This is a genomic window from Nocardia cyriacigeorgica NBRC 100375, from assembly GCF_000308555.1.
Lineage (GTDB): Bacteria > Actinomycetota > Actinomycetes > Mycobacteriales > Mycobacteriaceae > Nocardia > Nocardia cyriacigeorgica.
The window spans coordinates 1-25,100 of sequence record NZ_BAFY01000029.1 but is presented as its reverse complement, the minus strand read 5'-3'; the positions used below and the strand labels follow the sequence as shown (position 1 = coordinate 25,100).

The 25,100-nt window shown below is 68.2% G+C and carries 30 protein-coding genes and 1 riboswitch; of the genes, 10 read left to right on the top strand and 20 right to left on the bottom strand.

The annotated features are described in order from the left end of the window. Positions 1-741, top strand: coding sequence for a copper chaperone PCu(A)C domain-containing protein (locus RJ05_RS02165; protein WP_425295939.1), 741 nt, complete (start codon positions 1-3; stop codon positions 739-741). 100 nt (positions 742-841) lie between these two features. Beyond that, positions 842-2,212: a DNA repair protein RadA gene (gene radA / locus RJ05_RS02160; protein ID WP_036532495.1), complete on the top strand. Its 1,371-nt coding sequence runs from the start codon at positions 842-844 to the stop codon at positions 2,210-2,212. Between the two features lie 5 nt (positions 2,213-2,217). Here the strand turns inward: radA and RJ05_RS02155 are convergent, their stop codons facing one another. Continuing rightward, positions 2,218-2,886 (bottom strand): DUF4232 domain-containing protein, encoded by a 669-nt coding sequence (locus RJ05_RS02155; protein ID WP_036532494.1) that lies wholly within the window; start codon positions 2,884-2,886, stop codon positions 2,218-2,220. Between the two features lie 122 nt (positions 2,887-3,008). Then, positions 3,009-3,632, bottom strand: a complete 624-nt coding sequence (locus RJ05_RS02150) for a carbonic anhydrase (protein ID WP_036532492.1) — start codon at positions 3,630-3,632, stop codon at positions 3,009-3,011. A gap of 116 nt (positions 3,633-3,748) precedes the next feature. On the opposite strand from RJ05_RS02150, the gene RJ05_RS02145 reads away from it, so the two are divergent. Beyond that, positions 3,749-4,645, top strand: a complete 897-nt coding sequence (locus RJ05_RS02145) for an iron-sulfur binding domain-containing protein (RefSeq protein WP_036532490.1) — start codon at positions 3,749-3,751, stop codon at positions 4,643-4,645. A 13-nt stretch (positions 4,646-4,658) separates the two neighbouring features. On the opposite strand, the gene RJ05_RS02140 is transcribed toward RJ05_RS02145, so the two are convergent. Further along, complete coding sequence (locus RJ05_RS02140; RefSeq protein WP_051016121.1) at positions 4,659-5,441, bottom strand: alpha/beta fold hydrolase; 783 nt, start codon at positions 5,439-5,441, stop codon at positions 4,659-4,661. Positions 5,442-5,520: 79 nt separating this feature from the next. Between RJ05_RS02140 and RJ05_RS02135 the strand changes: the two genes are divergently transcribed. The 3 genes from RJ05_RS02135 to RJ05_RS02125 all read left to right on the top strand — a co-directional run bounded on the left by RJ05_RS02135 (position 5,521) and on the right by RJ05_RS02125 (position 7,051). Further along, a complete protein-coding gene (locus RJ05_RS02135; protein WP_036532488.1) occupies positions 5,521-5,841 on the top strand; it encodes an antibiotic biosynthesis monooxygenase family protein in 321 nt (106 codons plus the stop codon). Between the two features lie 37 nt (positions 5,842-5,878). Further along, positions 5,879-6,031, top strand: a riboswitch (cobalamin riboswitch). Positions 6,032-6,062: 31 nt separating this feature from the next. Then, a complete protein-coding gene (locus RJ05_RS02130; protein WP_014348729.1) occupies positions 6,063-6,266 on the top strand; it encodes a CbtB domain-containing protein in 204 nt (67 codons plus the stop codon). Beyond that, the gene (locus RJ05_RS02125) at positions 6,257-7,051 is read left to right on the top strand and encodes a CbtA family protein (protein WP_036532486.1); all 795 of its coding nucleotides are present in this window, start codon (positions 6,257-6,259) and stop codon (positions 7,049-7,051) included. The genes RJ05_RS02130 and RJ05_RS02125 overlap by 10 nt, the downstream gene beginning before the upstream one ends. A gap of 75 nt (positions 7,052-7,126) precedes the next feature. On the opposite strand, the gene RJ05_RS02120 is transcribed toward RJ05_RS02125, so the two are convergent. Genes RJ05_RS02120 through RJ05_RS02105 form a run of 4 tightly spaced genes read right to left on the bottom strand, consistent with a single transcriptional unit; the run spans position 7,127 to position 9,113 of the window. After that, entirely contained in the window at positions 7,127-7,570 is a 444-nt protein-coding gene (locus RJ05_RS02120) for an OsmC family peroxiredoxin (protein ID WP_036532483.1), read from the bottom strand. A gap of 59 nt (positions 7,571-7,629) precedes the next feature. Continuing rightward, positions 7,630-8,085 (bottom strand): SRPBCC family protein, encoded by a 456-nt coding sequence (locus RJ05_RS02115; protein ID WP_036532481.1) that lies wholly within the window; start codon positions 8,083-8,085, stop codon positions 7,630-7,632. A gap of 60 nt (positions 8,086-8,145) precedes the next feature. Beyond that, the gene (locus RJ05_RS02110) at positions 8,146-8,466 is read right to left on the bottom strand and encodes a DMT family transporter (RefSeq protein WP_036532479.1); all 321 of its coding nucleotides are present in this window, start codon (positions 8,464-8,466) and stop codon (positions 8,146-8,148) included. Next, positions 8,463-9,113, bottom strand: a complete 651-nt coding sequence (locus tag RJ05_RS02105) for an FMN-dependent NADH-azoreductase (RefSeq protein WP_036532476.1) — start codon at positions 9,111-9,113, stop codon at positions 8,463-8,465. Before RJ05_RS02105 ends, RJ05_RS02110 begins: the two co-directional genes overlap by 4 nt. Before the next feature lie 109 nt (positions 9,114-9,222). Between RJ05_RS02105 and RJ05_RS02100 the strand changes: the two genes are divergently transcribed. Beyond that, positions 9,223-9,822, top strand: a complete 600-nt coding sequence (locus RJ05_RS02100; RefSeq protein ID WP_051016110.1) for a TetR/AcrR family transcriptional regulator — start codon at positions 9,223-9,225, stop codon at positions 9,820-9,822. A 3-nt stretch (positions 9,823-9,825) separates the two neighbouring features. Here the strand turns inward: RJ05_RS02100 and RJ05_RS02095 are convergent, their stop codons facing one another. Further along, on the bottom strand, positions 9,826-10,695 hold the full coding sequence (locus tag RJ05_RS02095) for an ABC transporter permease (RefSeq protein WP_036532471.1): 870 nt from the start codon (positions 10,693-10,695) through the stop codon (positions 9,826-9,828). Further along, positions 10,692-11,591, bottom strand: coding sequence for an ABC transporter ATP-binding protein (locus RJ05_RS02090; RefSeq protein WP_036532469.1), 900 nt, complete (start codon positions 11,589-11,591; stop codon positions 10,692-10,694). Before RJ05_RS02090 ends, RJ05_RS02095 begins: the two co-directional genes overlap by 4 nt. A gap of 187 nt (positions 11,592-11,778) precedes the next feature. Here RJ05_RS02090 and RJ05_RS02085 point away from each other — a divergent pair, with 187 nt between their 5' ends. The 3 genes from RJ05_RS02085 (at position 11,779) to RJ05_RS02075 (ending at position 14,750) form a co-directional block, all read left to right on the top strand. After that, on the top strand, positions 11,779-13,689 hold the full coding sequence (locus tag RJ05_RS02085) for a histidine kinase (RefSeq protein WP_051016119.1): 1,911 nt from the start codon (positions 11,779-11,781) through the stop codon (positions 13,687-13,689). Beyond that, on the top strand, positions 13,686-14,348 hold the full coding sequence (locus tag RJ05_RS02080; protein WP_036532464.1) for a response regulator transcription factor: 663 nt from the start codon (positions 13,686-13,688) through the stop codon (positions 14,346-14,348). Before RJ05_RS02085 ends, RJ05_RS02080 begins: the two co-directional genes overlap by 4 nt. 144 nt (positions 14,349-14,492) lie before the next feature. Continuing rightward, on the top strand, positions 14,493-14,750 hold the full coding sequence (locus RJ05_RS02075; protein WP_036532461.1) for an SHOCT domain-containing protein: 258 nt from the start codon (positions 14,493-14,495) through the stop codon (positions 14,748-14,750). A 105-nt stretch (positions 14,751-14,855) separates the two neighbouring features. On the opposite strand, the gene RJ05_RS02070 is transcribed toward RJ05_RS02075, so the two are convergent. From RJ05_RS02070 to RJ05_RS02020, 11 genes are all read right to left on the bottom strand, one after another. Then, complete coding sequence (locus RJ05_RS02070) at positions 14,856-17,411, bottom strand: ATP-dependent Clp protease ATP-binding subunit (protein ID WP_036532558.1); 2,556 nt, start codon at positions 17,409-17,411, stop codon at positions 14,856-14,858. Positions 17,412-17,699: 288 nt separating this feature from the next. After that, a complete protein-coding gene (locus RJ05_RS02065) occupies positions 17,700-18,632 on the bottom strand; it encodes a lipase family alpha/beta hydrolase (RefSeq protein ID WP_036532459.1) in 933 nt (310 codons plus the stop codon). Between the two features lie 97 nt (positions 18,633-18,729). Next, positions 18,730-19,287 (bottom strand): anthrone oxygenase family protein, encoded by a 558-nt coding sequence (locus RJ05_RS02060; RefSeq protein WP_036532457.1) that lies wholly within the window; start codon positions 19,285-19,287, stop codon positions 18,730-18,732. 124 nt (positions 19,288-19,411) lie between these two features. Continuing rightward, positions 19,412-20,035 carry an FHA domain-containing protein gene (locus RJ05_RS02055; protein WP_036532454.1) on the bottom strand — a complete coding sequence of 208 codons (624 nt, stop codon included), beginning with the start codon at positions 20,033-20,035 and terminating at the stop codon, positions 19,412-19,414. A 147-nt stretch (positions 20,036-20,182) separates the two neighbouring features. Next, positions 20,183-20,542 carry a histone-like nucleoid-structuring protein Lsr2 gene (locus RJ05_RS02050; protein ID WP_036532452.1) on the bottom strand — a complete coding sequence of 120 codons (360 nt, stop codon included), beginning with the start codon at positions 20,540-20,542 and terminating at the stop codon, positions 20,183-20,185. Positions 20,543-20,657: 115 nt separating this feature from the next. Further along, positions 20,658-22,124: a lysine--tRNA ligase gene (gene lysS / locus RJ05_RS02045; RefSeq protein ID WP_051016117.1), complete on the bottom strand. Its 1,467-nt coding sequence runs from the start codon at positions 22,122-22,124 to the stop codon at positions 20,658-20,660. Between the two features lie 190 nt (positions 22,125-22,314). After that, entirely contained in the window at positions 22,315-22,746 is a 432-nt protein-coding gene (locus RJ05_RS02040; protein WP_036532449.1) for a rhodanese-like domain-containing protein, read from the bottom strand. Further along, a complete protein-coding gene (locus RJ05_RS02035) occupies positions 22,746-23,390 on the bottom strand; it encodes a cupin domain-containing protein (RefSeq protein ID WP_228789980.1) in 645 nt (214 codons plus the stop codon). The genes RJ05_RS02040 and RJ05_RS02035 overlap by 1 nt, the downstream gene beginning before the upstream one ends. A 167-nt stretch (positions 23,391-23,557) precedes the next feature. Next, complete coding sequence (locus RJ05_RS02030; RefSeq protein WP_036532447.1) at positions 23,558-24,352, bottom strand: type III pantothenate kinase; 795 nt, start codon at positions 24,350-24,352, stop codon at positions 23,558-23,560. Between the two features lie 26 nt (positions 24,353-24,378). Next, positions 24,379-24,798, bottom strand: coding sequence for an aspartate 1-decarboxylase (gene panD / locus RJ05_RS02025; protein WP_014348711.1), 420 nt, complete (start codon positions 24,796-24,798; stop codon positions 24,379-24,381). A gap of 13 nt (positions 24,799-24,811) precedes the next feature. Further along, positions 24,812-25,100: pantoate--beta-alanine ligase (locus tag RJ05_RS02020; protein WP_036532445.1), on the bottom strand; the 289-nt coding region annotated here is incomplete at its 5' end.

Here is a 25,100-nt window from a genome sequence, read left to right as displayed (position 1 = left end):
GTGACTGCCCTGAAAGCTGTGACCGCCCCGGCGGCAGGTACGACCCCGCGGCGTCGCATGGCGATGGTTGCCGCCCTCGCGGCCGGCGCGGCGCTCGCCCTGACCGGCTGCAGCGCCGGCCAGATCTCGCAGACCGCCGACCAGGTGGCCGCGATCAACGGCAACCATGCCGACGTCGGCAAGATCTCGCTGCGCAACGTGCACATCGTCTACCCGCCCAGCGGCGAGCACACCAACGCCACGGGCGGCAAGGCGGTGCTTGCGCTGTCGTTCGTCAACACCAGCGAGACCACCGCCGACGAGCTCACCAAGATCAGCACCGACCTGGGCGAAGTGAAGATCACCGCCCCCGACGGTGGTTCGACGCTGAAGCTGAAGCCACAGCAGACCGTCGTGGCCGCGGGCGCCGACGCCACCGCCGCCGCGGGCGAGCACGGTTCCTCCGACGAGCACGGCAGCTCCGATGAGCAGCACGGCACCCAGACCACCACCGCCGCGCCGACCACCACCGCGGCCCCGGCCGCCGCCGAGGGCGAAGATCCCGAGGCCGATCCGGCGCGCATCGAGATCACCGGTCTGACCAAGGACATCACCCCCGGCCTGACCTACACGGTGACCTTCGACTTCAAGGAGAACGGCACCGTGCAGATGCAGGTGCCGGTCGACGCGGGCACCGTGGCCGAGCGCCACGAATCCGACCTGTCGCGCGCGAGCGAGGGCGGCGCCAAGGGCGGGCACTGAGCTCCCTGATCTACCGCGCAACGGCCGTCGCGTCCTCGGATGCGGCGGCCGTTCGCAGTTGCGGGCCTGCGGTGTCGGTGCGGATGCGTAGGGTGCGCGTGTGGCAAAGAGCAAGCCGGTGTTCCAGTGCTCCGCGTGCGGGCACGAGGTCGCCAAATGGGTGGGCAAATGTCCCGACTGCGGAGCCTGGGGCACCGTGGAGGAGATCGCGCCCTCGGTAGCGGCGCCCGCCGGACGGCGGGCCATGCTGCCGAGTACGGCCGCCTCGCCGATCTCGCAGGTCGATTCCCAGCTCACCGCGGCCCGGTCCACGGGTGTCGCGGAACTGGACCGGGTGCTCGGCGGAGGTGTGGTCGCCGGGTCGGTGGTGTTGCTGTCGGGCGAGCCGGGGGTCGGCAAGTCGACGCTGTTGCTCGAGGTCGCCCATCGGTGGGCGGCCGCTCGTGACGAGCGCGCCCTGTATGTGACCGCCGAGGAGTCGGCCGGGCAGGTACGGTTGCGGGCCGACCGCACCGGGGCGGTGCACGAGCGGGTGTATCTGGCGGCGGAATCGGATCTGTCGATCGTGCTCGGACACGTCGAGCAGGTGCGGCCGACGCTGCTGGTGGTCGACTCGGTGCAGACCATGCTCGCACCGGACACCGACGGCGTGATCGGCGGCGTCACCCAGGTGCGCGCGGTGACGGCGGCGCTCACCTCGCTGGCGAAATCCAGTGGGATCGCCGTGCTGCTGGTCGGGCATGTCACCAAGGACGGCGCGGTCGCCGGTCCACGCACTCTCGAACACCTGGTGGATGTGGTGTTGCAGTTCGAGGGCGACAAGAACTCCACGCTGCGGATGGTGCGCGGCATCAAGAACCGCTTCGGCAGCGCCGACGAGGTGGGCTGTTTCGAACTGCACGACGACGGCATCACCGGCGTCGCCGACCCGTCGGGGCTGTTTCTGCACCACCGCACCGATTCGGTACCCGGTACCGCGGTCACGGTGGCGCTGGACGGCAAACGCCCGCTGGTGGGCGAGGTGCAGGGCCTGACCGTCGACACCCAGGTGCCCGCGCCGCGGCGCGCGGTGAGCGGGCTGGACTACAACCGGGTCGCGATGATTCTGGCGGTCTTGCAGAGCCGCTGCGGGTTCTATGTCGGAAAGCAGGACATCTACGCGGCGACCGTGGGCGGTATGCGTTTGGTCGAACCCGCCGCCGACCTCGCGGTGGCGCTGGCCATCGCCAGTTCCGCACGCGATACCGCCATCGAGCCCGGCTGGGTGATCCTCGGCGAGGTGGGCCTGGCCGGTGAAGTCCGCAGAGTCACCGCGACCGCCCGGCGTCTCGCCGAAGCCGAGCGGCTCGGGTTCACCACCGCGATCGTGCCGCCGGGAACCGATGCGAAATCGACGCCGATGAAATTGATCGAGGCGACGTCGTTGCGCGGCGCGATCCGGATGGCCGGGCTCGGCAAGGGCAGAGGCTGACCGGCCTAGGCGATGTTGAACGGCTCCGGCGCGCTGCGGATCGCACCCAACTGCGCGACCACGGTGTACGCGCCCGCGGGCACCTGCACCCGCTCCCCCGCGCATTCCGGCTGCGAGGTCGCGCCGGTCCAGGTGACGGTGAAGGCGGCCTGCTCGCCCGGCTGCAAGGTGCGCACATCGGGCTCGCCGTCGGGGTAGCAATCGGTGCTTGCCCACAGCCGTCGCTGGCCGTCGAGGGTGTGCACGGAGACCTGCTGGAGCCCCGACCCCGTATCGCGGGTGCACGGGTCGGCGGAGATATTGGTGATGACGATGCCGAAGACCGGCTGCTCACCCACCCGGTAGGTGGGCTGGGCGACGGTCACCTTCACCGCGAGCGACTGGTCCGAGCACTGGCCGGCGGCTACCGGCGCGCCGCTGCTCGGGGTGCCGGAGCCGGACGGTGTGGACGACTCGGCCGCGGATTCCTTCTTCGTCGAGGCCTGGCCCGCCGGCTTGTTCGTCTCGGTCGACGACGTCGCCGCCGCCTGGGTATCGCCGGGCGAATCCCCGCCCCGCGATACCGCGACCACCAGCCAGATCACCAGCACGAGCGCGACGACCAGCACGCCGATGGCAAAAACACGTCGCCGCCAATAGATCTCCGGAGGCAGCGGTCCATTCGGTTCCAGCACGAGTCAACGGTAAGCGCACCGCTCGGCACAGCAACTCAGGGGCACGGCGTGTCGGGGCGTCAACCGTGTCGGCGACGCCCCGCGCACCCACCGAGAGCTGCGCGTATGTGAGCGTTCGTGGCTCAGGCGACCTCGCCGATGTCACCGATCGAGCTGTGCAGCTTGGCCTTGCCGTCGGCCAGTGTGTAGGTGACACACGCGATGGCGAGCTGCCCCTTGGCGACCCGGTCGGCGATGATCGAGGAGCGCTGACGCAGCAGCTCGGCGGTCTCCTGGACGTGGCGCGCTTCGAGCTCGTCGACGGTGGACAGTCCTTCGCGACGGCCCTGCAGCACCGACGGGGTGACGCGCTCGACCAGGCTGCGGATGAATCCGCCGGGGACCTCGCCGCCGTCGAGGGCGTCGAGGGTGGCCTTCACCGCGCCACAGCTGTCATGGCCGAACACGACGATCAGCGGCACGTTGAGGACCTGCACGCCGTATTCGATGGAGCCGAGCACCGACGAGTCGACGACGTGACCGGCGGTACGCACCACGAACATGTCGCCGAGACCCTGGTCGAAGATGATTTCCGCGGCCACGCGGGAATCACCGCAGCCGAAGAGGATGGCGGTCGGGTGCTGACCGCCGACGAGCTTGGCTCGATCCGCCGCTCCCTGATTAGGATGCTGCAACGTGCCGTTGACGAAACGGTCGTTACCGTCGCGGAGGGACTTCCAGGCGCTGATCGGGTTCGACTGAGGCATGTGTCCATTTTGCACAGTTCGAGTGTTACCGACGAGTCGGTTCCCGTTACGAGGTCGTTGACACCGTCTGGCCAGGCCCGAACGAGCGCGGTGAGCAGCAGGTGAGTACGACGCCAGTGACAGGCACAGTGGACCCGGACGCCCTGCTGGACTGGTACCGGGTGACCGCGCGAGATCTGCCCTGGCGGCACCCCGGCGTGAGCGCCTGGCAGATCCTGATGAGCGAGATCATGCTCCAGCAGACACCGGTGGCGCGGGTCGAGCCGATCTGGCGGGAATGGGTGGCGCGCTGGCCGGTGCCCTCGGCCATGGCGGCGTCATCGCAGGCGGAGGTGCTGCGGGCGTGGGGCAAGCTCGGCTATCCGCGCCGGGCGCTGCGACTGCACGAATGCGCGCGGGTGCTGGCGAGTGAGCACGATGATCGGGTGCCCGAGGACGTCGAGGTGCTGCTCGGGCTTCCGGGCATCGGCGATTACACCGCCCGCGCCGTCGCGTGTTTCGCCTACGGTCAGCGAGTTCCGGTGGTGGACACCAACGTTCGCCGGGTGGTCGCGCGGGCGGTGCACGGCCGCGCCGATGCCGGTAACCCGTCGGCCAGGGACCTGCGCGAGACCGAGGCGCTGCTGCCCGCGTCGGCGCCCCGCGCGGCGACGTTCTCCGCGGCGCTGATGGAACTGGGCGCCCTGATCTGCACGGCCCGCTCCCCGGTCTGCGGTGAGTGCCCGCTACCCCGTTGCGCGTGGAACGAGGCAGGCAAGCCCGCGTCGCAGGTGGTGCGGCGCACGCAGAAGTACGAGGGCACCGATCGGCAGGCGCGAGGCCGGCTGATGGATGTGCTCAGAGATGCGTCCGGGCCGGTCGAGCGGGTGCGGCTGGATATGGCCTGGACCCGCGATCCGGACCAGCGCGATCGGGCGCTGGATTCGCTGCTGGTGGACGGGCTGATCGAGCAGACCGCCGATGGGCTGTTCGCGCTGGCGGGCGAGGCCGGGCACATCGAACCCGGCAGCTGACCTCACTGACCCATCAGCGGTCCGGACCTCGGCTGCGGCCGGCCCCGAATCCCCCGCCGAGCACGCGGCTCAGGAATTCGCTCACCTCGGCCCGATAGCGCTCGGGCTGATCGTCGTGCACCAGATGACCGGCATCCGGGACCAGCACATACTCCGCCCCGGGGTGCGCCTGCGCCATCGCCCGCATCTGGCCCGGCGGGGTGATGGTGTGCTCGCCCTCGATCAGCAGGGCGGGCACGCCGATCGTGCGCCACTGGGTCCAGAAATCCCTGGTGCCCCACTCCTCGGAGATATCGCGGAAGGTGGCGACCGAGCCGTGCAGGCGGTAGCCGTCGGGACCGTGGTCGAAGGAGGCGAGGAAGTAGCGTCCGGCGACCGGGCCGAAGAAGTCGAGCACCGCCTGCTCGTCCGGGAACGGCTGCGGCCAGGCCTCGATCATGGCCGCCCAATGTGCGGCGGTGCGGCCGGTGAAATCGGGCGCCATATCCTCGACCACCAGCGCTTTCACCCGTTCGGGGAACTGCGCGGCGAACATCCAGGCGTGCAGTCCGCCCATCGAATGCCCGATCACCACCATCGGCTCGGCGATGGACGCGGTCGCTGCCGCGAGATCGGCGACGAAAGCCTCGGTGTTCAGCTCGGCCGGGGCCGGTCGGCCGTGGCCGGCGGCGTCGAAGGTGTACACGTGGCCGAAACCGCGCAACCAGTCCAGGTGATCGCGCCAGGTGCGGGCGCTGCCCATCAGGCCGTGCAACAGCAGCAGCGGCGTGCCCGTCCCGCCTTCGTCGTACAACACGTCCGCGATTGTGCCGCACCCGACGGTGACACCGGTCGCACCTGCCTGCGGCCGCGGGGAGAAGGGGCACAATCGTGGCATGTCTGTTGTGAAGATCAATGCGATCGAAGTTCCCGAGGGCGCGGGCCCCGAGCTGGAGAAGCGCTTCGCCCACCGGGCGCACGCGGTGGAGAACTCGCCGGGCTTCCTCGGCTTCCAGCTGCTGCGTCCGACCGCGGGCGAGAACCGGTACTTCGTGGTGACGCAATGGGATTCGGAAGAATCCTTCGCCGCCTGGCGCGACGGCCCGGCTCGCGAAGCGCATGCGGGCCAGCAGCAGAAGCCGGTCGCCACCGGTGCCTCGCTGCTCGAATTCGAGGTCGTGCTCGACGTCGCGGGCAAGGCCGCCGCCGCGGGCTGACGTCCCCTTCCACCCGGCAGCCGTCGCCACCCGATATTGACGACGGCCGCTGTGGGGTGTCACAGTTCGAGGGACAAACGCGTAGGTGACGCGGTAATCCGGTGCAAATCCGGAGCGGTCGCGCCACTGTGTTCCAGCCACCGGGTTCGGTGCCGGAAAGCCAGACACCGGCACCTTCGCGACCACTTCGACGGGACGCGTTTATCCCAAGGAGGACTCTGATGGCCTTCGTGCACACCCCTGGCGTATCCGCCCGGGTCACCGATTCCCTGGCCACCGTGCTCATCACGGTCGGTGTCGTTCTGCTCGCCCTGCTCACGCTCTACCTGGTCGGATTCGATCAGGGCGCCATCTCGCGCAGCGGGATGTTCATGCATGAGCTGATGCACGACGGACGTCACCTGCTGGGTCTTCCGTGCCACTGATCGGATCGCTGCGCACTCTGTTGCTTCGTGGTCTGCTGGCCGGCCTGATCGCCGGCCTGCTGGCGGGCACCGTCGGCCATTTCGTCGGCGAGCCCAAGGTGGAGGCGGCGATCGCCATCGAGGAAGCCGGCGCGGCCGCCGAATCGGGCGGTCATTCACACGGCGAGCAGCCCGCCGGCGGGCACACCCATGGCGGCGAGGAAGAACCGCTGGTCAGCCGCTCCGGTCAGCAAGCGGGCCAGTTCCTCGCGCTCGGGCTGGCCGGGATGGCCTTCGGCGCGATCTTCGGGGCCGCCGCCCACATCGCCCGGCGCTACACCGCGCTGTCCGGGCCGAAACTCGCGCTCGCGCTCGGTGTCGGCGGCTGGGCCGCGATCGTCGCGGTTCCGTTCTTCAAATACCCGGCCAACCCGCCCGCGGTGGGCGATCCGGAGACGATCAACGACCGGACGCTGCTGTGGCTGGCGGCGGTGCTGCTCGGCCTGGCCGCCGTGGGTACGGGTGTGTATGTGTGGAAGCTGCTCACCGGCCGCCCGGATACCCTGCGACTGACCGCGGGTGTCGCGGCGTTCGTACTGCTCGGCACCATCGGCTACGTCGTCCTGCCCGGCGTGAACGAGGTGGGTGCCGACTTCCCGGCGAGCCTGCTGTGGGAGTTCCGGATTTCCTCGCTCGCGGTCTCGACCACCCTGTGGGCCTGTCTCGGTCTCGGCTACGCGATGCTCACCGAGTTCGCCGGCCGCACAAGTACCCGGGTACCGGCCGCGACCGCTACCGCGGGCTGATCCGCATCGAGACATCGGCAGCACAGGCAAGCGCCCCGGGTCCCCATACCGTCGGTGGGAACCCGGGCGCTCGGCTCAGGACTCCAGTGCGGCGTCCAGGCTGATGTTGTCGACGCCGGCCAGGGCCTTGCTGACCGGGCAGCCTGCCTTGGCGGCTTCGGCGGCGGTGCGGAAACCGGCCTCGTCCAGGCCGTCGACGCGACCGCGGACGGTGATCTTGATTCCGCTGATGCGGAAGCCGCCTGCCGGGTCCGGCCCGAGGGTGACGTCGGCGGTGACGTCGAGGCTGCGCGGGGTGGCGCCGGCATTGCCGATCTCGGCCGACAACGCCATCGCGTAGCAGGACGAATGCGCGGCCGCGATCAGTTCCTCCGGGCTGGTGGTGCCGTCGGCATTGTCGGCGGCCCTCTTCGGGAACGACACGTCGTACTTGCCTGCACCCGAGCTGGCCAGCTCGACCTGTCCGGTGCCGTCCTGCAGGCCGCCGGTCCATGCGGTGCGCGCGGTACGTGTGGGCATCACAGTCCTTTCCACGATCGGTTGTCGATAGGTTCTCCGCTCGAACCTACCCGCACGGCTCAGACTGCGGCAGCGGTTCGTTTGTCCAGCTGCTCCAGTACGGCCGGCCAGGCGGCGCGATGCCGATCGCAGGATTCCTGGTTCGGGAACCCGCTGTGCCGCAACTTGATTCGGATGCCGCGCGGCTGTTTCACGAATTCCACCCGCACCACCGTTTCCGCGCCCTCGGTGCCGCCCTCGCCGGTGACCCAGGCGAGCTCGATGCGGCGGTCCGGCTCGAGCCGCAGGAAGCGCCCGTAATGCGGGACGGGCGTGCCCTGATTGTCGGCTTCGAAGTAGAAGGGCTCACCCACCTGCGGGCGCATGCGGACCGATTCGGGGATCGCGAACCAGATATCGAAGCCCTGGGTCCAGGCCAGGTACAACAATGCCGGTGAGGCGGTCATGACCCGTTCGACGGTGAGCTCGTGAGGCCGTGCCGACAGGTCCGGATAACGCACATGCTGATCGACCATCAGACCGACCTTACCCGCGCTCCCGGACCCGACGGACCGTTTGTCGCGGCGCTGATCCGATCATCCGGGATTGGTCGCTTTCGCCAGCACGATTCCGCCGACGATCACCGACAATGCCACAAATCTTCCCGCGCTCAACGGATCACGATGCACCACCATGCCGAGCACAATCGCGCCGACCGCGCCGATTCCGGTGAAGACCGCGTACGCGGTGCCGACCGGCAGCGTTTGCATGGCCCGCGACAACAGGTAGACCGCGCACGCCCCGAGCGCGAAGCACAGTAGCGTCGGCAGCGGCCGGGTGAAATTCTCGGTCGGCTTGATGGATTGGGACCACGCGATTTCCACCAATCCGGCAAGGCCGAGTATCAACCAGTTCATCTGTACTCCCCTGCCAGCTCGCGCACCGATTTCAGGGCCAGGTCAAGAGACAGCTCATGCTCGGCGCGCAGGTGGGCAAGGCCGGGATCGAGCCGAGAATTGGCCAGTTCCGCATTCACGAACACCGCATCGCGCACGTCGAAATGTCCGGCGAAGAAATCCCGCAGATAACGTTCCTGGTGGTCGTAGTCGGCCTTGGGTGAACCAGGCGAGTAGGCGCCGCCGCGCGCCGCGGTGACTACGAATCGCCTGTGGCCGAGAGACATTCGCGGGAAGGCGACCTGGTCGATCCAGGCCTTCAGCGCGGCCGGGACCGAGTAGTTGTACATGGGCGTGCCGATGAGTACGACGTCGGCGGCGAGTAGCTCAGCGAGCAGCGGCCAGGTGAGCGCCCAGGCCGCGCGCTGGGCCTGGGTGTGCGCCAGATCGCCGATGCGCTCCAACTCGGTACTGCCGTTGGCAAGCACGAGGTCGCACAGTTCGGTCCAGCCCTGGTCGATGAACGGCACCGGGTCGCGCGCGAGATCGCGGTAGCAGTAGTCGCCGTCCGGGTTGCCGGCACGCCACTCCTCGGCGAAGGCGGCGCTCAGGGTGCGGCTGATCGAGTGAGTGCGGGCGCTCGCGTCGAGGTGCAGCAGGGTGGTCATGTGATTCCTTCCATCAAGCGGACAGCCTGTCCGCTTATCCACGAAGAGAACCGTAAGCGATAAGTGGACACCTTGTCCACATAAATCCGGATGGGCTACAGTCGCGCTCATGAGATCCCCTGCCGACCTGCTGACCAGCGGCGCGGGCAGTGCCGCCGTCGAGCGCGCCGACGCCGCCCGCAACCGGGCCAAGGTGCTCGCGGCAGCGGCCGAACTCTTCGCCGCGCGCGATCCGCGCACGGTGACCATGGACGACATCGCCAAAGCCGCGGGCGTCGGCCGCGGCACCCTGTACCGCCGCTACCCGGATACGAATTCGATCGCCGTCGCACTGCTCGACGAGCACGAACGCACCCTGCAAGAACAGCTCCTGCGTGGTGAACCACCACTCGGGCCAGGGGCACCGCCGGCCGAACGGCTCGCCGCCTTCTACGCGGCCATGGTGGAACTGCTCGACGCCCATTCGGAGTTGGTGCTCGGCGCCGAAACCGGTGGCGCGCGATTCGCGACCGGCGCCTACGGGTTCTGGTTCGCCCATGTCCGCTCGCTGCTGCGGGCCGCGGGCGTCGACGAACCCGACGCCATGGTCGACGCGCTGCTCGCACCGCTGGCCGCCGAGGTCTACCAGCAGCAACGCGCACGCGGCTTGGCCCCGGCGCAGATCGCCGGGGCCTTGCGCCAGCTCGCGCACGCCCTGCTCGGGCGCTGAGGGTCAGACCAGATCGCGGCGGCGGATAAGCCAGATCGTGGCCAGCACGAAGAGTGCCGTGTAGGTCGTCAGCACCAGTACGGATTCGGCACGGGTCAGGATGTCGAGCACACCGGGCGTCGGCGGAGCATCGGAGCTACGCATCGCGCCCGCCAGCGAGCCGGCGGCGGTACCGGGCAGCCGATCGGTGACCACCTCGATCGGAGCGAAGATTCCGGCCACCCCGCGCAGCAGGTTCTCCACCACCAGCACCCAGACCAGCCCGAGACCGACGGCCAGCGCCGGGCCACGCGCCATCGCCCCGATCAGTGCGCCCGCCAGCGTCCACATGCCGAGAATCAGGCTGCCGCTGAGGATCCCGTCCAGCGAATGCCGCACCGACGGCAGCACCAGCTGCTGCGATTCGCTACTCGCGATCACCGACGCGACCCCGAGATCCACCGCGAAGGCGACCACCACCAGCCCCACCACCACGACCGCGAGGCAGACCAGCGTCGCCGCGATCGCGACGATCCGCGAGGGGCCCTGGGTGAGCACGGTTTTCCAGGTTCCCCAGCCGTAGCCGCTGCCGATGGCCAGCGCACCCAGAATCAGCATCAGCGCACCGCCGAACATGGCCATGCCCTGCGTGAACACCCCCGGCACGGCGGCGGGCAGCAACTGCTGCAGCAGTTGGTCTTTCGGTAGTCCGTCCGACATCGCGGTCTGCTCACCGGAGCGGTAGGCCAGATAGTTGAACAGGTAGGCGAAGGTCAGGTTCAGCAGGATCCACGTGCCGAGAACGATCCAGAACGCGGGCCACTTCGTCAGCCGCAGCCGCTCGGCTCGCATACTGGCGACCAGATCCGATACCGCCGTGGTGCGCACACTCATTTCACTGCCTCCAGACCGGTCATCTCGAAGAACACTTCCTCGAGGGATTTCTCATCGACACGAAGTTCGAGCAGCTCGGCGCCCGATTCGACCACGGCGCGGGCGATTTTCGGCGCCGCATCCGCAGCCGCCTCGATCCGGATGCCTGCCGCGGTGAGCATCACCGGCTCGCCGAGCACCGCACGGATCGCGGGCAAGGCGACGCCTGCGGGTTCGGCGCGAACCAGCAACGATGCGGCGCCACGCAATTCGGCCACCGTCGACTCGGCCAGCAATGTGCCGCCGGAGATGACGCCGACCCGATCGCAGATCTCCTGCACCTCGCTGAGCAAGTGGCTCGACAACAGCACGGTGTGCCCGTCGGCTGCCAGATCCGTGATCAGCGACCGCATTTCCGCCATGCCCGCCGGATCGAGGCCATTGGTCGGCTCGTCCAGGATCAGCAGATCCGGCCGGCCGAGCAGCGCGGCGCCGACGCCGAGGCGCTGCTTCATACCCAGCGAATAGGTGCGGTAACGGTCGCCGGCCCGCCCGGCCAGGCCCACCCGCTGTAGGGCTTCTGTCACCTCTGCCGGTCCCAGCCCCCGGTATCGGGCCATGACCAGCAGGTTGTCCCGGCCCGACAGGTACGGATAGAAGCCAGGTCCCTCGATCAGCACGCCGATGCGGCGTACCACCGCGGGATCGCCCGGTGCGTGGCCGAGCACTGTTGCCGAGCCGGAGCTCGGTGCGATCAACCCGGCGAGCATCCGCAACGTCGTCGTCTTGCCCGCGCCGTTGGGCCCGAGAAAACCGTAGATCTCACCCGGCTGCACCCGCATATCCACCCGATCCACCGCCGGATGGGTGCCATACCGCTTGGTCAGCTCTTTGGTCACCACAATCGAATCCGTCATGACCGAAACCCTCCTCGCCGTGCGTCGCGGTCACATCCGTCGGCGGACGCGGCTTCGGGTACGTCCGTTGGCGTACTGATCCGGGCGGATGCGAGGGTGTGCACGGCGCGTATCCGGGAAATACGTGTCGGTACGGATGGATTCCGGCTACTGGGCGAATAGGGTGCATAAGGTGCGGGAGTTCGGGATGGCGGGTCGGGGCCTGGTCGGATGGGACTGGGGGGTGGCGCTTGTCGTCGCCGCGGTACAGGTGTTCGGCGGGCGCGGAGCCAACTTCGGACAGACCGGAGTACGTTCCCTCGACGCCCTCGGCTACGCGCTGCTGCTGGCCGGGCCGGTCGCGCTGGTCTTCCGCAGATATCAGCCGTTGGCGGTGCTGGCGATCACGCTCGCGGCGTGCGTGAGCTACCTGTCGCTGGACTACGGCTTCGGACCGATCTTCGTCTCGCTGGTCGTCGCCTTCCTCACCGCGGCCACCCGCGGCTCACGTTGGTGGACCTATCCCCTTGTACCCATCGGCTACCTGGTGATGGTCTGGCCGCTGCCCGCGCTACTGGGCCGCCCGACCGAGGGGTGGCAGATCTTCGGGCTGATGGCGTGGCTGACGGTCCTGGTCGGGATCGCCGAGGGGATTCGGCAGCGCCAGGCGGTGCTCGAGGCGCGCAGGCAGCGGGCCGAAGCCGCCCGCCGCGACGAGGAAGCCCAGCGCAGGCGCCAGGCCAGCGAGGAACGGCTGGCCATCGCCCGGGAGCTGCACGATGTGCTTGCGCACAGTCTGTCGCTGATCAATGTGCAGGCCTCGGTGGCGCTGGAACTGTTCGACAAGAAGCCGGAACAGGCCGCTTCGGCACTGGCCGCGATCAAAGGCGCGAGCAAGGACGCGCTCGCCGAGGTGCATACGCTGCTGCACACCATCCGCACCGGAAGCCCGGTCGGCGGTGAGGACACCGAGGCCGAGCCCGAAGCCACACCGGATCCGGATCAACGTGCCAGTCGAGGCCGCAGACGCCGCGCGCGGGCCAGGCGGCGCCGCACCACACTGCCGGGCCCCGCACCGGGCGCCGAGGACCTCGGGACAGAGGTCACCGCCCAGAGCGCCGACCACCCCGCGACCGAACCCGAGCCCGCCGAGCAGCCCGCACAACCGGCCGCACCGCGCAGCCCGGCACCCAGCATCGCCGACCTGGACGAGCTGCTGCATCGCATCCGCGAAGCCGGGCTGACCGTGCACACCCGGGTCCTCGGCACCGTCACGCCGCTGCCGAGCGTCATCGACGTGGCCGCTGCCAGGATCATCCAGGAATCGCTGACCAACGTCGTCCGGCACGCGCCCGGCGCCGACGCCACCGTCACCGTGCGCTACACCCCCGACTCGGTCGACTTCACCATCGACAACACCCGCCCCACCAGCGCGCCCGTCCGCACCGGGACCGGCGGCAACGGGATCATCGGCATGCGCGAGCGGGCCCACGCGCTCGGTGGAGCGCTGACAGCGGGACCGCGTCCCAGTGGCGGGTTCCGGGTGGCCGCACGGCTACCGATGCGGCCGGTGACGTCGAGCGAGCGGACACAACGTGCGGATTCGGCCTCGGACGGCGCGACGGCTGGGCAGCAGACGGCGGATGACGCAGCGGGATCGGCGGGCGGCGCGACCGGCTCGACAGCGGGCAGAGCACGTTCGCAGTCCGACGCGGCACGTCCGGCGGATGACGCGGCGGATTCGCCGGCCGACGCATGGGCGGTGGCCCCGGCCGCGACCGGAACAGCCGGCGCGGGATCACACCCGGCCGCCGACCGGCCGGGCCCCAACGGCCGTGCGCGGCCGAACACCTCTGCTGCCGCCCAGACCACCGCTTCCGCATCGGATACCGAGTCCGGACCCACGCGATCCGGTCGGCCCGACCGTCCCGGTGCCGGACCACTGATGGCCGGCGAAGGCAGTCCCTCGGCGATGGGATCCGCGCGGTCCCCCGAATCCGCTTCGGGTGCGAGGCCGACCCTTCACCGGGAGGCCGCGCGCACGACAGCACCGTCGGGACCCAACGGCCGGGCACACCCCGACGCTTCCGACGGTCACGGCGGAACGGAGCCGCGATGACGATCCGAGTGCTCGTCGCCGACGATCAGGCCCTGGTCCGCGGCGGATTCGTCGCGCTGCTCGACGCGCAGGACGGCATCGAGGTGGTCGGCGAGGCCGATAACGGCGAGCAGGCCGTCCGGATGACGCGCGCGCTCACCCCCGACGTGGTGCTGATGGATATCCGGATGCCCATCCTGGACGGCCTCGCCGCCACTCGCATGATCGCCGACGATCCCAAGCTCTCCGAGGTGAGGGTGGTCGTGCTGACCACTTTCGAACTGGACGAATACGTCTTCGAGGCCATGCGGTCGGGCGCCACCGGGTTCCTGGTCAAACACACCGAGCCCGCCGACCTGGTGCGGGCGGTCCGCGTGGTCGCCGCCGGCGAGGCCCTGCTGTCCCCCGGCGTCACCCGCCGCCTGATCGCCGAATTCTCCGAACACGCCAAACAACCCCCGCCCGCGACGTTCTCCGAACTCACCGACCGCGAACGCGAGGTGCTCACCCTGGTCGCCGAGGGCCTCACCAACGCCGAGATCGGCGAACGTCTCTACATGAGCCCCGCCACCGCCCGCACCCATGTCAGCCGCATCCTCACCAAACTGAACGCCCGCGACCGCACCCAATTGGTGGTCCTGGCATACGAATCCGGTTTGGTGCGCCCGGGCTGGCAGTAGTCGCGCGCCCCGAACCCGCGGCGGCCACCGCCCGCACGGCGAGGAGCTGCCCCGGCCGGCGAGCACGACTACGCGCCCAGGCGTAGCGAAACCAGGAACGCTCGGCCGATGTGGCGGCACCACTCCCCGGCGCACTCTCGTGGCATGACTACTTACCTGACCCCCGAAACAGCCACTCTGCTCGCCGACCATTACGACGGCGACTGGCATCCTTGGCCGTTCTTCTGGATCTTCCCGCTCCTGTTCTGGATCACGATTATCGTGCTCGCCGTGCTGCTGACGCGGACCAGGTTCCGCCGCGACAGCGGAGTGGGTGCATTACGCGACGCGTTCGCCCGCGGCGAGATCACCGAGGCGCAGTACCGCGAACGGCTGGCGGTGCTACGCGAAACTCGGCGGTGACCGGCGCTCGCCCGCGATCTGCCGGGCGAGCACCGATATCGCCGCCACCCGCAGACGAGCACGGGCCCGCTCCCATCAGGAGGCGGGCCCGTGTCGATGCGGGTGTTACTCGCCGGAGGCGGCCTCGGTGGTGCCTTCTGCGGCGCCGGTCAGCACGACCTCGGGCTTTTCCTCGGCGGCGGCCTTGGTCAGCTTCGCCTTGGGGGTGAAGGTGAACTTGGCGTCCTCGCCGGAGCCTTCGCCGTCCCAGCCCTCGACGTCGACGGTGACGACCTGGCCGGGGCCGATCTCGCCGAACAGGATCTTCTCCGAGAGCTGATCCTCGATCTCGCGCTGGATGGTGCGGCGCAGCGGCCGGGCACCGAGCACGGGATCGAATCCGCGCTTGGCGAGCAGGCTCTTGGCCCGGTCGGTGAGCTCCATCGCCATGTCCTTGTTCTTCAACTGGACACCGACGCGGTTGATCATCAGATCCACCATCTCCACGATCTGCTCGGTGGTGAGCTGGTGGAAGACGATGACGTCGTCGATGCGGTTGAGGAACTCCGGCCGGAAGTGCTTCTTCAGCTCGTCGTTGACCTTGAGCTTCATCCGCTCGTAGTTCGAGCCCTCGGCGTTGGACTGCGAGAAGCCCAGGCCGACGGCCTTCGAGATGTCGGAGGTACCCAGGTTCGAGGTGAAGATCAGCACCGTGTTCTTGAAGTCGACGGTACGACCCTGGCCGTCGGTGAGACGACCGTCCTCGAGCACCTGCAACAGGGTGTTGTAGATCTCCTGGTGCGCCTTCTCGATCTCGTCGAACAGCACCACCGAGAACGGCTTGCGGCGCACCTTCTCGGTGAGCTGGCCGCCCTCCTCGTAGCCCACGTAGCCCGGAGGGGCACCGAACAGCCGCGAGGCGGTGAAGCGGTCGTGGAACTCGCCCATGTCGATCTGGATGAGCGCGTCGTCGTCGCCGAACAGGAAGTTCGCCAGCGCCTTGGACAGCTCGGTCTTACCGACACCGGACGGACCGGCGAAGATGAACGAACCGGACGGACGCTTCGGATCCTTCAGGCCGGCGCGAGTGCGGCGGATGGCCTTGGAGACGGCCTTGACCGCGTCCTCCTGGCCGATGATCCGCTTGTGCAGCTCCTCCTCCATGCGGAGCAGACGGGTGGTCTCCTCCTCGGTGAGCTTGAAGACGGGGATGCCGGTCCAGTTGGCCAGCACCTCCGCGATCTGCTCGTCGTCGACCTCGGCCACGACGTCCAGATCACCGGAGCGCCACTGCTTCTCACGCTCGGCCCGCTTGGCGACGAGCTGCTTCTCCTTGTCGCGCAGGCGCGCGGCCTTCTCGAAGTCCTGCGCGTCGATCGCGCTTTCCTTCTCGCGACGGGCGTCGGCGATCTTGTCGTCGAACTCGCGCAGGTCCGGCGGTGCGGTCATGCGGCGGATGCGCATGCGGGCGCCGGCCTCGTCGATCAGGTCGATGGCCTTGTCCGGCAGGAACCGGTCGTTGATGTAGCGGTCGGCCAGCGTGGCGGCCGCGACCAGGGCGCCGTCGGTGATGGAGACCCGGTGGTGCGCCTCGTAGCGGTCACGCAGACCCTTGAGGATGTTGATGGTGTGCTCGACGGTCGGCTCGCCCACCTGGACCGGCTGGAACCGGCGCTCCAGGGCGGCGTCCTTCTCGATGTACTTGCGGTACTCGTCGAGGGTGGTGGCGCCGATGGTCTGCAGCTCACCGCGAGCCAGCTTGGGCTTGAGGATCGAGGCCGCGTCGATCGCGCCCTCGGCCGCGCCCGCACCCACCAGGGTGTGCAGCTCGTCGATGAACAGGATGATGTCGCCGCGGGTGTTGATCTCCTTGAGCACCTTCTTCAGGCGCTCTTCGAAGTCACCGCGGTAGCGGCTGCCCGCGACCAGGGAACCCAGGTCGAGGGTGTAGAGCTGCTTGTCCTTGAGCGTCTCCGGGACCTCGCCGTTGACGATGGCCTGGGCCAGGCCCTCGACCACGGCGGTCTTACCGACACCGGGCTCGCCGATCAGCACCGGGTTGTTCTTGGTGCGCCGGCTCAGCACCTGCATGACCCGCTCGATTTCCTTCGAGCGGCCGATGACCGGGTCGAGCTTGCCCTCGAGCGCGGCCTGGGTCAGGTTGCGGCCGAACTGGTCGAGCACCAGCGAGGTGGACGGGGTGCCGGTCTCACCGCGGGCGCCGGACTCGACCGGCTCCTTGCCCTGGTAACCGGACAGTAGCTGGATGACCTGCTGGCGCACCCGGTTGAGATCGGCGCCCAGCTTGACCAGCACCTGCGCCGCCACGCCCTCACCCTCGCGGATGAGGCCGAGCAGGATGTGCTCGGTGCCGATGTAGTTGTGGCCGAGTTGCAGGGCCTCGCGCAGGCTCAGCTCCAGCACCTTCTTGGCGCGCGGGGTGAACGGGATGTGCCCGGACGGGGCCTGCTGGCCCTGGCCGATGATCTCCTCCACCTGGCTGCGCACGCCTTCCAGCGAAATGCCGAGCGACTCCAGCGACTTGGCCGCGACGCCCTCACCCTCGTGGATCAGCCCCAGCAGGATGTGCTCGGTGCCGATGTAGTTGTGGTTGAGCATCCGGGCCTCTTCTTGGGCCAGGACAACGACGCGCCTCGCGCGGTCGGTGAACCTCTCGAACATCGCTCCCTCACTCTCCTGCTCCGACATTCTGGCAACAGACGCCGCAGTGTGCTGTCGAACAAACCTGGGCGCCAAACCCGACGAACCTAGCCGTCAGCCTGCCATGAAGCCCGGGGGTTGCGGCCCCCGCCTCCACTCTAGTTGGCGGAGGATTCCGCCGCCGCCGGTCCACCCTATTGCCGACCGGTGGCAGCACGGTCATTCACTCATAACGTGGCTGTTCGCGGTTTCGTTTCCGATGCGGTTTTGCCCTGAGCGAACACCGCCGATCTGGGCGGGCGGCGGCGCTCAGCCGGTGAACGGCGCCACGAAATGGCACGGAACTTCCCGCGGATGGGCAGGGTCGAGGGCGTTGAGCACATGGGCCGCGGCCCGCGGGCTGCCCGCGATACCGAGATGTTCGGAGTAATCCTGGGCGCAACCGTGCTGGACGACGATATTGGTGACGTTCGGTCCCGGCGGCACCGCCGAGGTGTATGGCACCACGATCTCCTCCATATTGCCCACGATGTTGGTGTAGGTCACGCTCGGGTGGTAGATGCCGTCGGCATTGAGTTCGGCCAGGAACGGCCCGCCTGCGGGCATCTGCGCGCAGGCCAGGCACGGGATCGAGTTCCAGGCCTCGCCCAGCCCGACCGCGCGGGCGAAGGCGGCGACATCGGCCATACCGAACGCGGTGGTGCCCAGCCAGGGCACCGCCAGCGAGACGAGTTTGTCCACCTTGCCCGCGCCGCCGAGGCGTTTGACGAAGTAGTTGGCGACCAGTCCGCCCTGCGAGTGCGCGACGATATCGACCCGCTCGGCGCCGGTGGCGGTGCGCACCCGGTCGACGAAGGCGCCGAATTCGGCGGCATTGTCCTGGACGGGCATCATCCCGCCGAGCGCCGAGATCGGCCAGGGCAGGTCGTAGGCGCCGTATGTGAGCGAGTAGACGCAGTAACCCTCGTTGGCCAGCAGCGCGACATAGGTGCCCCAGTTGGTCTGCGCACCGCCGCCGGTGCCGTGCGCCAGCACCACCGGGTTGGGGTGCTCGGCGCCGGGTCGGCAGGACCAATCGTTGGAGCCGGGCAGTGACCCGCCGGGGTTGGTCAGTTCACCGGGAATGCCGGCGAAGAAGTTGTAGACGACCGGATATCGCTCGGCCTGCGCCGCTCCCGCCGAGCTGACCCACAGCGCGGCGAGGACGGCGACGATGACGACGGTGACGGGTGCTCGGCGCATGACCCCTCCCAATTTCTGTAACGCGTTTCAGAAGGCTACGTAGCCACTGGCGCCGATGAGTCCGTTACTGGCGGGTAGGTTCTGAAACGAGTTCCGCTCAGGCGGGCTGGGCGACTGCGACGCCCGACCGAACCGGCGCGGCGGCGGCCTCGTCGCGCCCCTGCTGCAACCCGGCGCTGAACAGCGCGCCCGTGAGCACCACGAACGCCAGCGCGTGCAGCACCGCACGCACGATATTCCAACGCACCCAAGCTGATTCGAACTGTGCGCGAACCGCCGCCGGATCGGCGATCACACCCGGATCACCCGCCGCCATCAGCTGATCGTTGAGCGGGACATTGAGTCCGACGGTGACCGCGAACGCGATCACGTTGAGTACCAACGCGACTGCGATCCAGAGCAGCGTCATCCGGCGGTCCGATCCCAGATGCAGCAGCGCCGCGAGAACGGTGAACCCGACCGTGCCGAGGAACCCGATCATGAAGGCGGGGTTGATGATCACGACATTGACCTTCTGCATCGTCTCGATCAACGCGCGGTCGTCCATCCGGCCCAACGCGGGCATCACCGAGATCGCGTACGCGTAGAACACCCCCGCGATCAACCCGGTCGCCAGCGTGGCCGCCACCAGCGCGAGGATTCGGCCTACCGTCATGATCTGCTCCTCTCGAAACGACCGGAGCAGATGCGCTCCGAATCCGTCTTCGAGTCAACCGGGCGCGGGGCGCGACGACCATCGCCGAGACGCTCACGCTCATCTGCGAGCGTCTACAGCTGGGCTACAGGTCGCGATCGGAGATGAGCCCGCTCTGCATGGCCAGGGCGGCCAGCCGGACCCGCTTCTGGTTCTGCGGCAGATCCTCGACGCCGAATTTGGCGAACAGCGCGCGCAGGTGGGTCTTGATGGCGTCGACGCTGAGGAACAATTCTTCGGCGATCTGCTGATTGGAGGCCGGGGTGGCGAAACCGGCCCCATGCTTGTAGGGGCGGCACAGCGCGACGAGCACCGCGCGCTGGGTGTCGGTCAGCGAGCGGGCGGTGGGGATGGTTCCGGTGGAGGCGCGGGTGGCGTCGTCGGCCACGGCGCCGAATTCGTGGAACGACACCAGCGAGGTGCCCACCCGGATCCGGTCGCCCGCCATCAGCCTGCGCCTGCCGACCAGGCGTTCACCGTTGACGAAGGTGCCGTTGCGGGACAGACCGTCATCGACGATGGTCCACTGGGCGCCCAGGTATTCGACGGCCGCGTGCAGTCGCGAGACCTCGGCGTCCCAGCGCAGGGACAGATCGGCATGAGTGGAACGTCCGATGGTGACGCGCGGGTGGTCGGCATTCAGCATGTACTCGTGCCGATGCCCGTCCGCGTCGGTGTAGCGCAGGATTGATCCGACGAAAGCTGTCACGACGTCATGACCCCAGCTCGACGGGATGACACGACTCTGCTGGATAGGGTGCTGCGCACAGATCCATGGTGCCGTGCCTCGGCCACTACAAACAAGGCTGCCGCCGGGGCGTCGCACGATTCGCCCGGCGGCAGCCGCGAATTACGACTAGCTCTTGGCGGCCTTGTTGTAAGCCTCGGTGATGTCGGCCGAGATACGTCCCCTGGCATGCACCTTGTGACCATTCCGGCGAGCCCACTCACGAATTGCCGCGGTTTGTTCGCGGTCCATCGGAACGCGGCTCTTGGTGGTGCTACCGGTGGTGGACGCGGCCTTCACCCGACGCCGGCCACTCACCCGCCGAGCGTTGGCAACCCACTGCTCCATCTCTTCCCGCAGCTTGGCCGCATTTGCCGCCGACAGGTCGATCTCGTACGACACACCATCGATACCGAACTCGATGGTCTCGTCCGCGATGGACTCACCGTCGACATCGTCGATCAAGCTTACGGTGACCTTCTTTGCCATGAGATGAACGTCCTCTCGAAATCGTGCGACCCGCATACTAGGCCGATTGCCCGAGGCAAGAATACCTCTAATTCGAAAAATGCCAAGACGAGCTTCAGACGTGCAATCCGGTCGCTCAGCGAGCGGCCGGTCGCACAATTGGGAACAGTATCGTTTCCCGGATTCCCAAACCGGTGAGAGCCATCAACAAGCGGTCGATTCCCATACCGGTTCCGGTGGTCGGCGGCATACCGTGTTCCATCGCGGCGAGGAAGTCCTCGTCGAGCACCATGGCTTCGTCGTCACCGGCCGCGGCCAGCCGAGCCTGGTCGACAAACCGTTCGCGCTGAATCACCGGATCGACCAACTCCGAATAGCCGGTGGCCAACTCGAACCCGCGCACATACAGGTCCCACTTCTCGGTGACGCCGTCCTTGTCGCGGTGCTGACGGGTCAGCGGAGAAGTCTCGACCGGGAAGTCACGCACGAATGTGGGCGCGTACAACTTGTCGCCGTACTGGTGCTCCCATAGTTCCTCGACGAGTTTGCCGTGGCCGTAGCCCTTGCCTTCCGGAATTTCCAAACCGACCCGTTCGGCCAGCGCCAGTAATTCCGGAATCGTTGTTTCCGGGGTGACCTCCACGCCGAGCGAGTCCGACAGCGACGGATACATCTCGACGGTCGCCCACTCACCGCGAAGGTCATATTCGGTGCCGTCGGCGAGGGTCACCACCTGGGTACCGAAGGCTTCCTCGGCCACTTCTTGGATCAATTCCCGGATCATGCGCGCCGAGTCGTCATAGGTGCCGTAAGCCTGATACGTCTCCAGCATCGCGAACTCCGGCGAATGCGTGGAGTCGGCGCCCTCGTTGCGGAAGTTGCGATTGATCTCGAACACCCGCTCGAGGCCACCGACCACGCAGCGCTTCAGGAACAGCTCCGGCGCAATACGCAGGAACAGGTCCATATCGAGCGCATTGGAATGAGTGACGAACGGCCTGGCCGCGGCGCCGCCGTGCAGGGTCTGCAACATCGGCGTCTCGACCTCAAGGAACCCGCGCCGCTCCAGCGCGTTGCGCAGCGCGCGCACCACCGCGACCCTCGTGCGGGCCATCTGCCTGGCCTCAGGTCGCACGATCAGGTCGACGTAGCGCTGACGGACCCGCGACTCCTCGTTCATCTCTTTGTGCGCGACCGGCAGCGGGCGCAGCGACTTGGCCGCCATGCTCCACTCGTCGGCCATCACACTCAACTCACCGGTTCGCGAGGAGATGACCTCACCGTGCACGAAGACGAAATCACCGAGGTCCACATCGGACTTCCAGGCCGCCAGCGCCTCGGCCCCGACCCCGTTGAGGCTGATCATGGCCTGCAATTTGGTGCCGTCGCCCTCTTGCAGGGTGGCGAAGCACAACTTGCCGGTATTGCGCATGAAAATGACGCGCCCGGCCACACCGACGATGGTGCCGGTCTGGGTGTCGGGCGCCAGATCCGGATATTCGGCGCGGATCTCGGCCAGCGTGTGAGTGCGCGGCACGACCACCGGATACGCCTGCCCACCCTCGGCGAGCAGGCGCTCCCGCTTCTCCCGGCGAATCCGCATCTGCTCCGGCACGTCATCGACGTCGACGGGGCGATTGGCGCGGCCCGCGGGAGCCGAGGCCGCGGAGCTACCGGAGGAAGGGGAGTTGGGGGTGCTCACGTTGAACTACCCTAGCGTGCACCGGAAACCGTTTTGCGTCCCGCCCGGCCCTGCTGACCCGCTGCTCCCGGCCCGGCTGAGGTGGGGATTTCTAGAGCGAGGCGAGCGCGGCGACTTCACGGGCGAAATGCGGGGCCCGCGACGCCACGGTGAGCAGTCCGGCCGCCTTCAGCGCCTGGTAACCGCCGACCAGGTCGGTGGCCCGGTGCAGGCCCAATTGCTGCAGCGAGGCGGCGGCCAGGCTGGAGGTGTAGCCCTCCGAGCACAGCACGATCCATTCCACGTCGTGGTCGGTCGCCAGGGCCAGCCGGGCCGAACTGGTGGGGTCGAGCCGCCATTCCAGGACGTTACGTTCGATCACCAGGGCGCCGGGCATCGTGCCCTCGCGAATTCGCTGCGCCTGCGGCCGGATGTCGACCAGAATCGCGCCGCGTTCGAGTGCCTCCGGCAATTCGAAGGCATACAGCCTGCGCAATTGCGAGCGCGCGGCGTCGAGCATCTGGTCGATGGTCTGCGGGCTCATCACATATCACCTTCGGGCTGGTCGGTGAGGACGGTGCGGGTACGGCGCAGTCCGCCGTGCCCGGTGAGTTCGTAATAGGACATTGCGGTCAGCGGCGGGGAGTAGGCGTGCACGCTCAGCGTCGGATCCAGCGGACCGACCGATTCGGCGACCGACACCGGCACATCGAGGCCGGTGGCGGGCGGCTCGGGCGCGCGCACGACGTCGTGCACCCAGCCGATCGGGAACGAGGCCTGATCACCGGCCACCAGCGGGCGATGACGCAATTCGGTTCCGTTCCAACGGTATTCCGACAGCGCACCGCTGAGGACGGTGAGCGCGCCGATGGAGCCCGCGTGATCGTGCAGCTCGGTGTGCCGGTCCGGGGTCCAGCTGATCAGCCACACATCGACCTCGTCGTCGGACAGCAGGCGGGTGGCCCAGCGTTCCTCGGTCGGCCAGCGGCCGTCGGCGGGCAGCAGGTGGTCGTAGCGGCCGGCCAGCACATCCTCGGCGCCTTCATCGGTCAACCGGAGCAGGTCGGCCGGGCGCAGCCGGGTGGGCAAGGCGGGGGCGACCGAACGGGTCGGCAGCGGATTCGCGGCGCGAGCGCTCAGTGTGCGGGCATCACGCGCGGACGGAAGGGAAAGAACAGAAGAACGCATGAGCGAATCTCCAGGAGGTATGCAACGGTCGAGGACTTGGCGAATGCCTCGAACGGTCGAGGCAGGTCAGCCTCGACAACACTCCTGGGTGCTCACGCGGAAATACACGTCGATGAGTGTAGCAGGCGCATCGACGCACGGCCGATGACCTGCCCCACAGTCGACGCTCACGCCCGGCGGTTGCGCTGGTTGCGTTCGTAGACCAGCCGCAGGCCGGTCAGCGTGAGCCGGGGTTCGTGATGGTCGATGGTCTCCGACTCCGGCACGATCAACGGCGCGCCTGCCCCGGTGGCCACCACCGCGACGTCATCGCCTGCGAAGGCGTCGACGTCATCGCGGATCCGGTCGACCAGCCCGTCCACCAGGCCGGCGAAACCGAACACGGCACCGGACTGGATGCACTCCACGGTGTTCTTGCCGACCACCGACCGCGGACGGGCCAGCTCGACGCGGCGCAACGCGGCACGTTCGATGAGCGCCTCGGTGGAGATCTCCACCCCGGGCGCGAGCACGCCGCCGAGAAACTCACCCTTGGCCGAGACCAGGTCGACGCAGGTCGAGACGCCGAAATCGATGACGATGGCGGCGGTGCCGAATTTGTCGTACGCGGCGAGACTGTTCACGATCCGGTCTGCGCCGACCTCTTTCGGATTGTCGACCAGCAACGGAATACCGGTCCGCACACCGGGTTCCACCACCACATGCGGCACGTGATTCCAGTACCGCTCCAGCATCAGCCGCAGTTCCCGCAACACCGGTGGCACGGTCGACAGCGCCGCGACCCCGACCACTTCGTCCAGATGGGTGCCGACCAGCCCGCGCACCTGCATCGCGAACTCGTCCGCCGTGAGCAACGGGTTGGTGTGAATACGCCAGTGCCGCACCAGTTTCGCGTGCGCACCGCTGCCGGAGAACAGCCCGAGTTCGATGCTGGTGGTGCGGACGTCGATCGTCAGCAGCATGTGCCGATCCCTCTCCCCCGCGGCCGTCAGACGAACGACAGATCGCGCGGGGTGAGAAGGCCCGAACCCTCGGGGGCGTGCGCCGGATCGGAACCGAGATCGACCGGACGGTTGCGGTCGTCGACGAAGACGACCTTCGGCGAGTACTCCTTCAGCTCCTGCTCGTCCATCATCCCGTAGGCGATCAGGATGACCAGATCACCCGGATGCACGAGATGGGCGGCGGCGCCGTTGATCCCGATGACACCCGAACCGCGTTCACCGGCGATCACATAGGTCTCCAGACGGGCGCCGTTGTCGATGTCGACGATGCAGACCTGCTCGCCTTCGAGCAGATCGGCGGCGTCGAGCAGATCCTGGTCCACCGTCACCGAGCCGACGTAGTGCAGATCGGCGTGGGTCACCGTGGCACGGTGGATCTTCGACTTCATCATGGTGCGCAACATCGTCGTCGCCTTCCTATACCGATACCTGGGCGGGCTGGGTGCTCGAGTTGGGGTGGCCGTCGATCGTCGCGCCGAGGACCACCGGCATGTTGTCGATGAGCCTGGTGGCGCCGACCTTGGCCGCGATCAGCAACCGGGCGTTGCCGGAGGCGGGGGCGACATCGAGGTTCGACGAACGCAGTTCGAGATAGTCGAGGTCGAGGCCGGGCACGGCATCGAGGACGGCGCGGGCGGCGGCGAGCACCGATTCGGGACCCGCCCCGGCGGCGCGCGCGCCCGCGATCAGGGCCGCGGACAGGGCC

Excerpts from the sequence above, each read along its gene's own strand:
- RJ05_RS02040 (WP_036532449.1), bottom strand. The coding sequence starts at position 22,746 with ATGAGCCCGCAGACCATCGACCAGATGCTCGACGCCGCGCGCTCGCAA.
- RJ05_RS02090 (WP_036532469.1), bottom strand. The coding sequence starts at position 11,591 with ATGACGGATTCGATTGTGGTGACCAAAGAGCTGACCAAGCGGTATGGC.
- RJ05_RS02120 (WP_036532483.1), bottom strand. The coding sequence starts at position 7,570 with ATGCCCACACGTACCGCGCGCACCGCATGGACCGGCGGCCTGCAGGAC.
- RJ05_RS02085 (WP_051016119.1), top strand. The coding sequence starts at position 11,779 with ATGGCGGGTCGGGGCCTGGTCGGATGGGACTGGGGGGTGGCGCTTGTC.
- panD (WP_014348711.1), bottom strand. The coding sequence starts at position 24,798 with ATGTTGCGCACCATGATGAAGTCGAAGATCCACCGTGCCACGGTGACC.
- RJ05_RS02070 (WP_036532558.1), bottom strand. The coding sequence starts at position 17,411 with ATGTTCGAGAGGTTCACCGACCGCGCGAGGCGCGTCGTTGTCCTGGCC.
- RJ05_RS02030 (WP_036532447.1), bottom strand. The coding sequence starts at position 24,352 with ATGCTGCTGACGATCGACGTCCGCACCACCAGCATCGAACTCGGGCTG.
- RJ05_RS02050 (WP_036532452.1), bottom strand. The coding sequence starts at position 20,542 with ATGGCAAAGAAGGTCACCGTAAGCTTGATCGACGATGTCGACGGTGAG.
- RJ05_RS02150 (WP_036532492.1), bottom strand. The coding sequence starts at position 3,632 with ATGCCTCAGTCGAACCCGATCAGCGCCTGGAAGTCCCTCCGCGACGGT.
- RJ05_RS02105 (WP_036532476.1), bottom strand. The coding sequence starts at position 9,113 with ATGACCACCCTGCTGCACCTCGACGCGAGCGCCCGCACTCACTCGATC.
- RJ05_RS02095 (WP_036532471.1), bottom strand. The coding sequence starts at position 10,695 with ATGAGTGTGCGCACCACGGCGGTATCGGATCTGGTCGCCAGTATGCGA.
- RJ05_RS02080 (WP_036532464.1), top strand. The coding sequence starts at position 13,686 with ATGACGATCCGAGTGCTCGTCGCCGACGATCAGGCCCTGGTCCGCGGC.
- RJ05_RS02035 (WP_228789980.1), bottom strand. The coding sequence starts at position 23,390 with ATGCGTTCTTCTGTTCTTTCCCTTCCGTCCGCGCGTGATGCCCGCACA.
- RJ05_RS02065 (WP_036532459.1), bottom strand. The coding sequence starts at position 18,632 with ATGCGCCGAGCACCCGTCACCGTCGTCATCGTCGCCGTCCTCGCCGCG.
- RJ05_RS02100 (WP_051016110.1), top strand. The coding sequence starts at position 9,223 with ATGAGATCCCCTGCCGACCTGCTGACCAGCGGCGCGGGCAGTGCCGCC.
- RJ05_RS02110 (WP_036532479.1), bottom strand. The coding sequence starts at position 8,466 with ATGAACTGGTTGATACTCGGCCTTGCCGGATTGGTGGAAATCGCGTGG.
- RJ05_RS02060 (WP_036532457.1), bottom strand. The coding sequence starts at position 19,287 with ATGACGGTAGGCCGAATCCTCGCGCTGGTGGCGGCCACGCTGGCGACC.
- lysS (WP_051016117.1), bottom strand. The coding sequence starts at position 22,124 with ATGCGGATTCGCCGGGAGAAGCGGGAGCGCCTGCTCGCCGAGGGTGGG.
- RJ05_RS02075 (WP_036532461.1), top strand. The coding sequence starts at position 14,493 with ATGACTACTTACCTGACCCCCGAAACAGCCACTCTGCTCGCCGACCAT.
- RJ05_RS02130 (WP_014348729.1), top strand. The coding sequence starts at position 6,063 with ATGGCCTTCGTGCACACCCCTGGCGTATCCGCCCGGGTCACCGATTCC.
- RJ05_RS02115 (WP_036532481.1), bottom strand. The coding sequence starts at position 8,085 with ATGGTCGATCAGCATGTGCGTTATCCGGACCTGTCGGCACGGCCTCAC.
- RJ05_RS02135 (WP_036532488.1), top strand. The coding sequence starts at position 5,521 with ATGTCTGTTGTGAAGATCAATGCGATCGAAGTTCCCGAGGGCGCGGGC.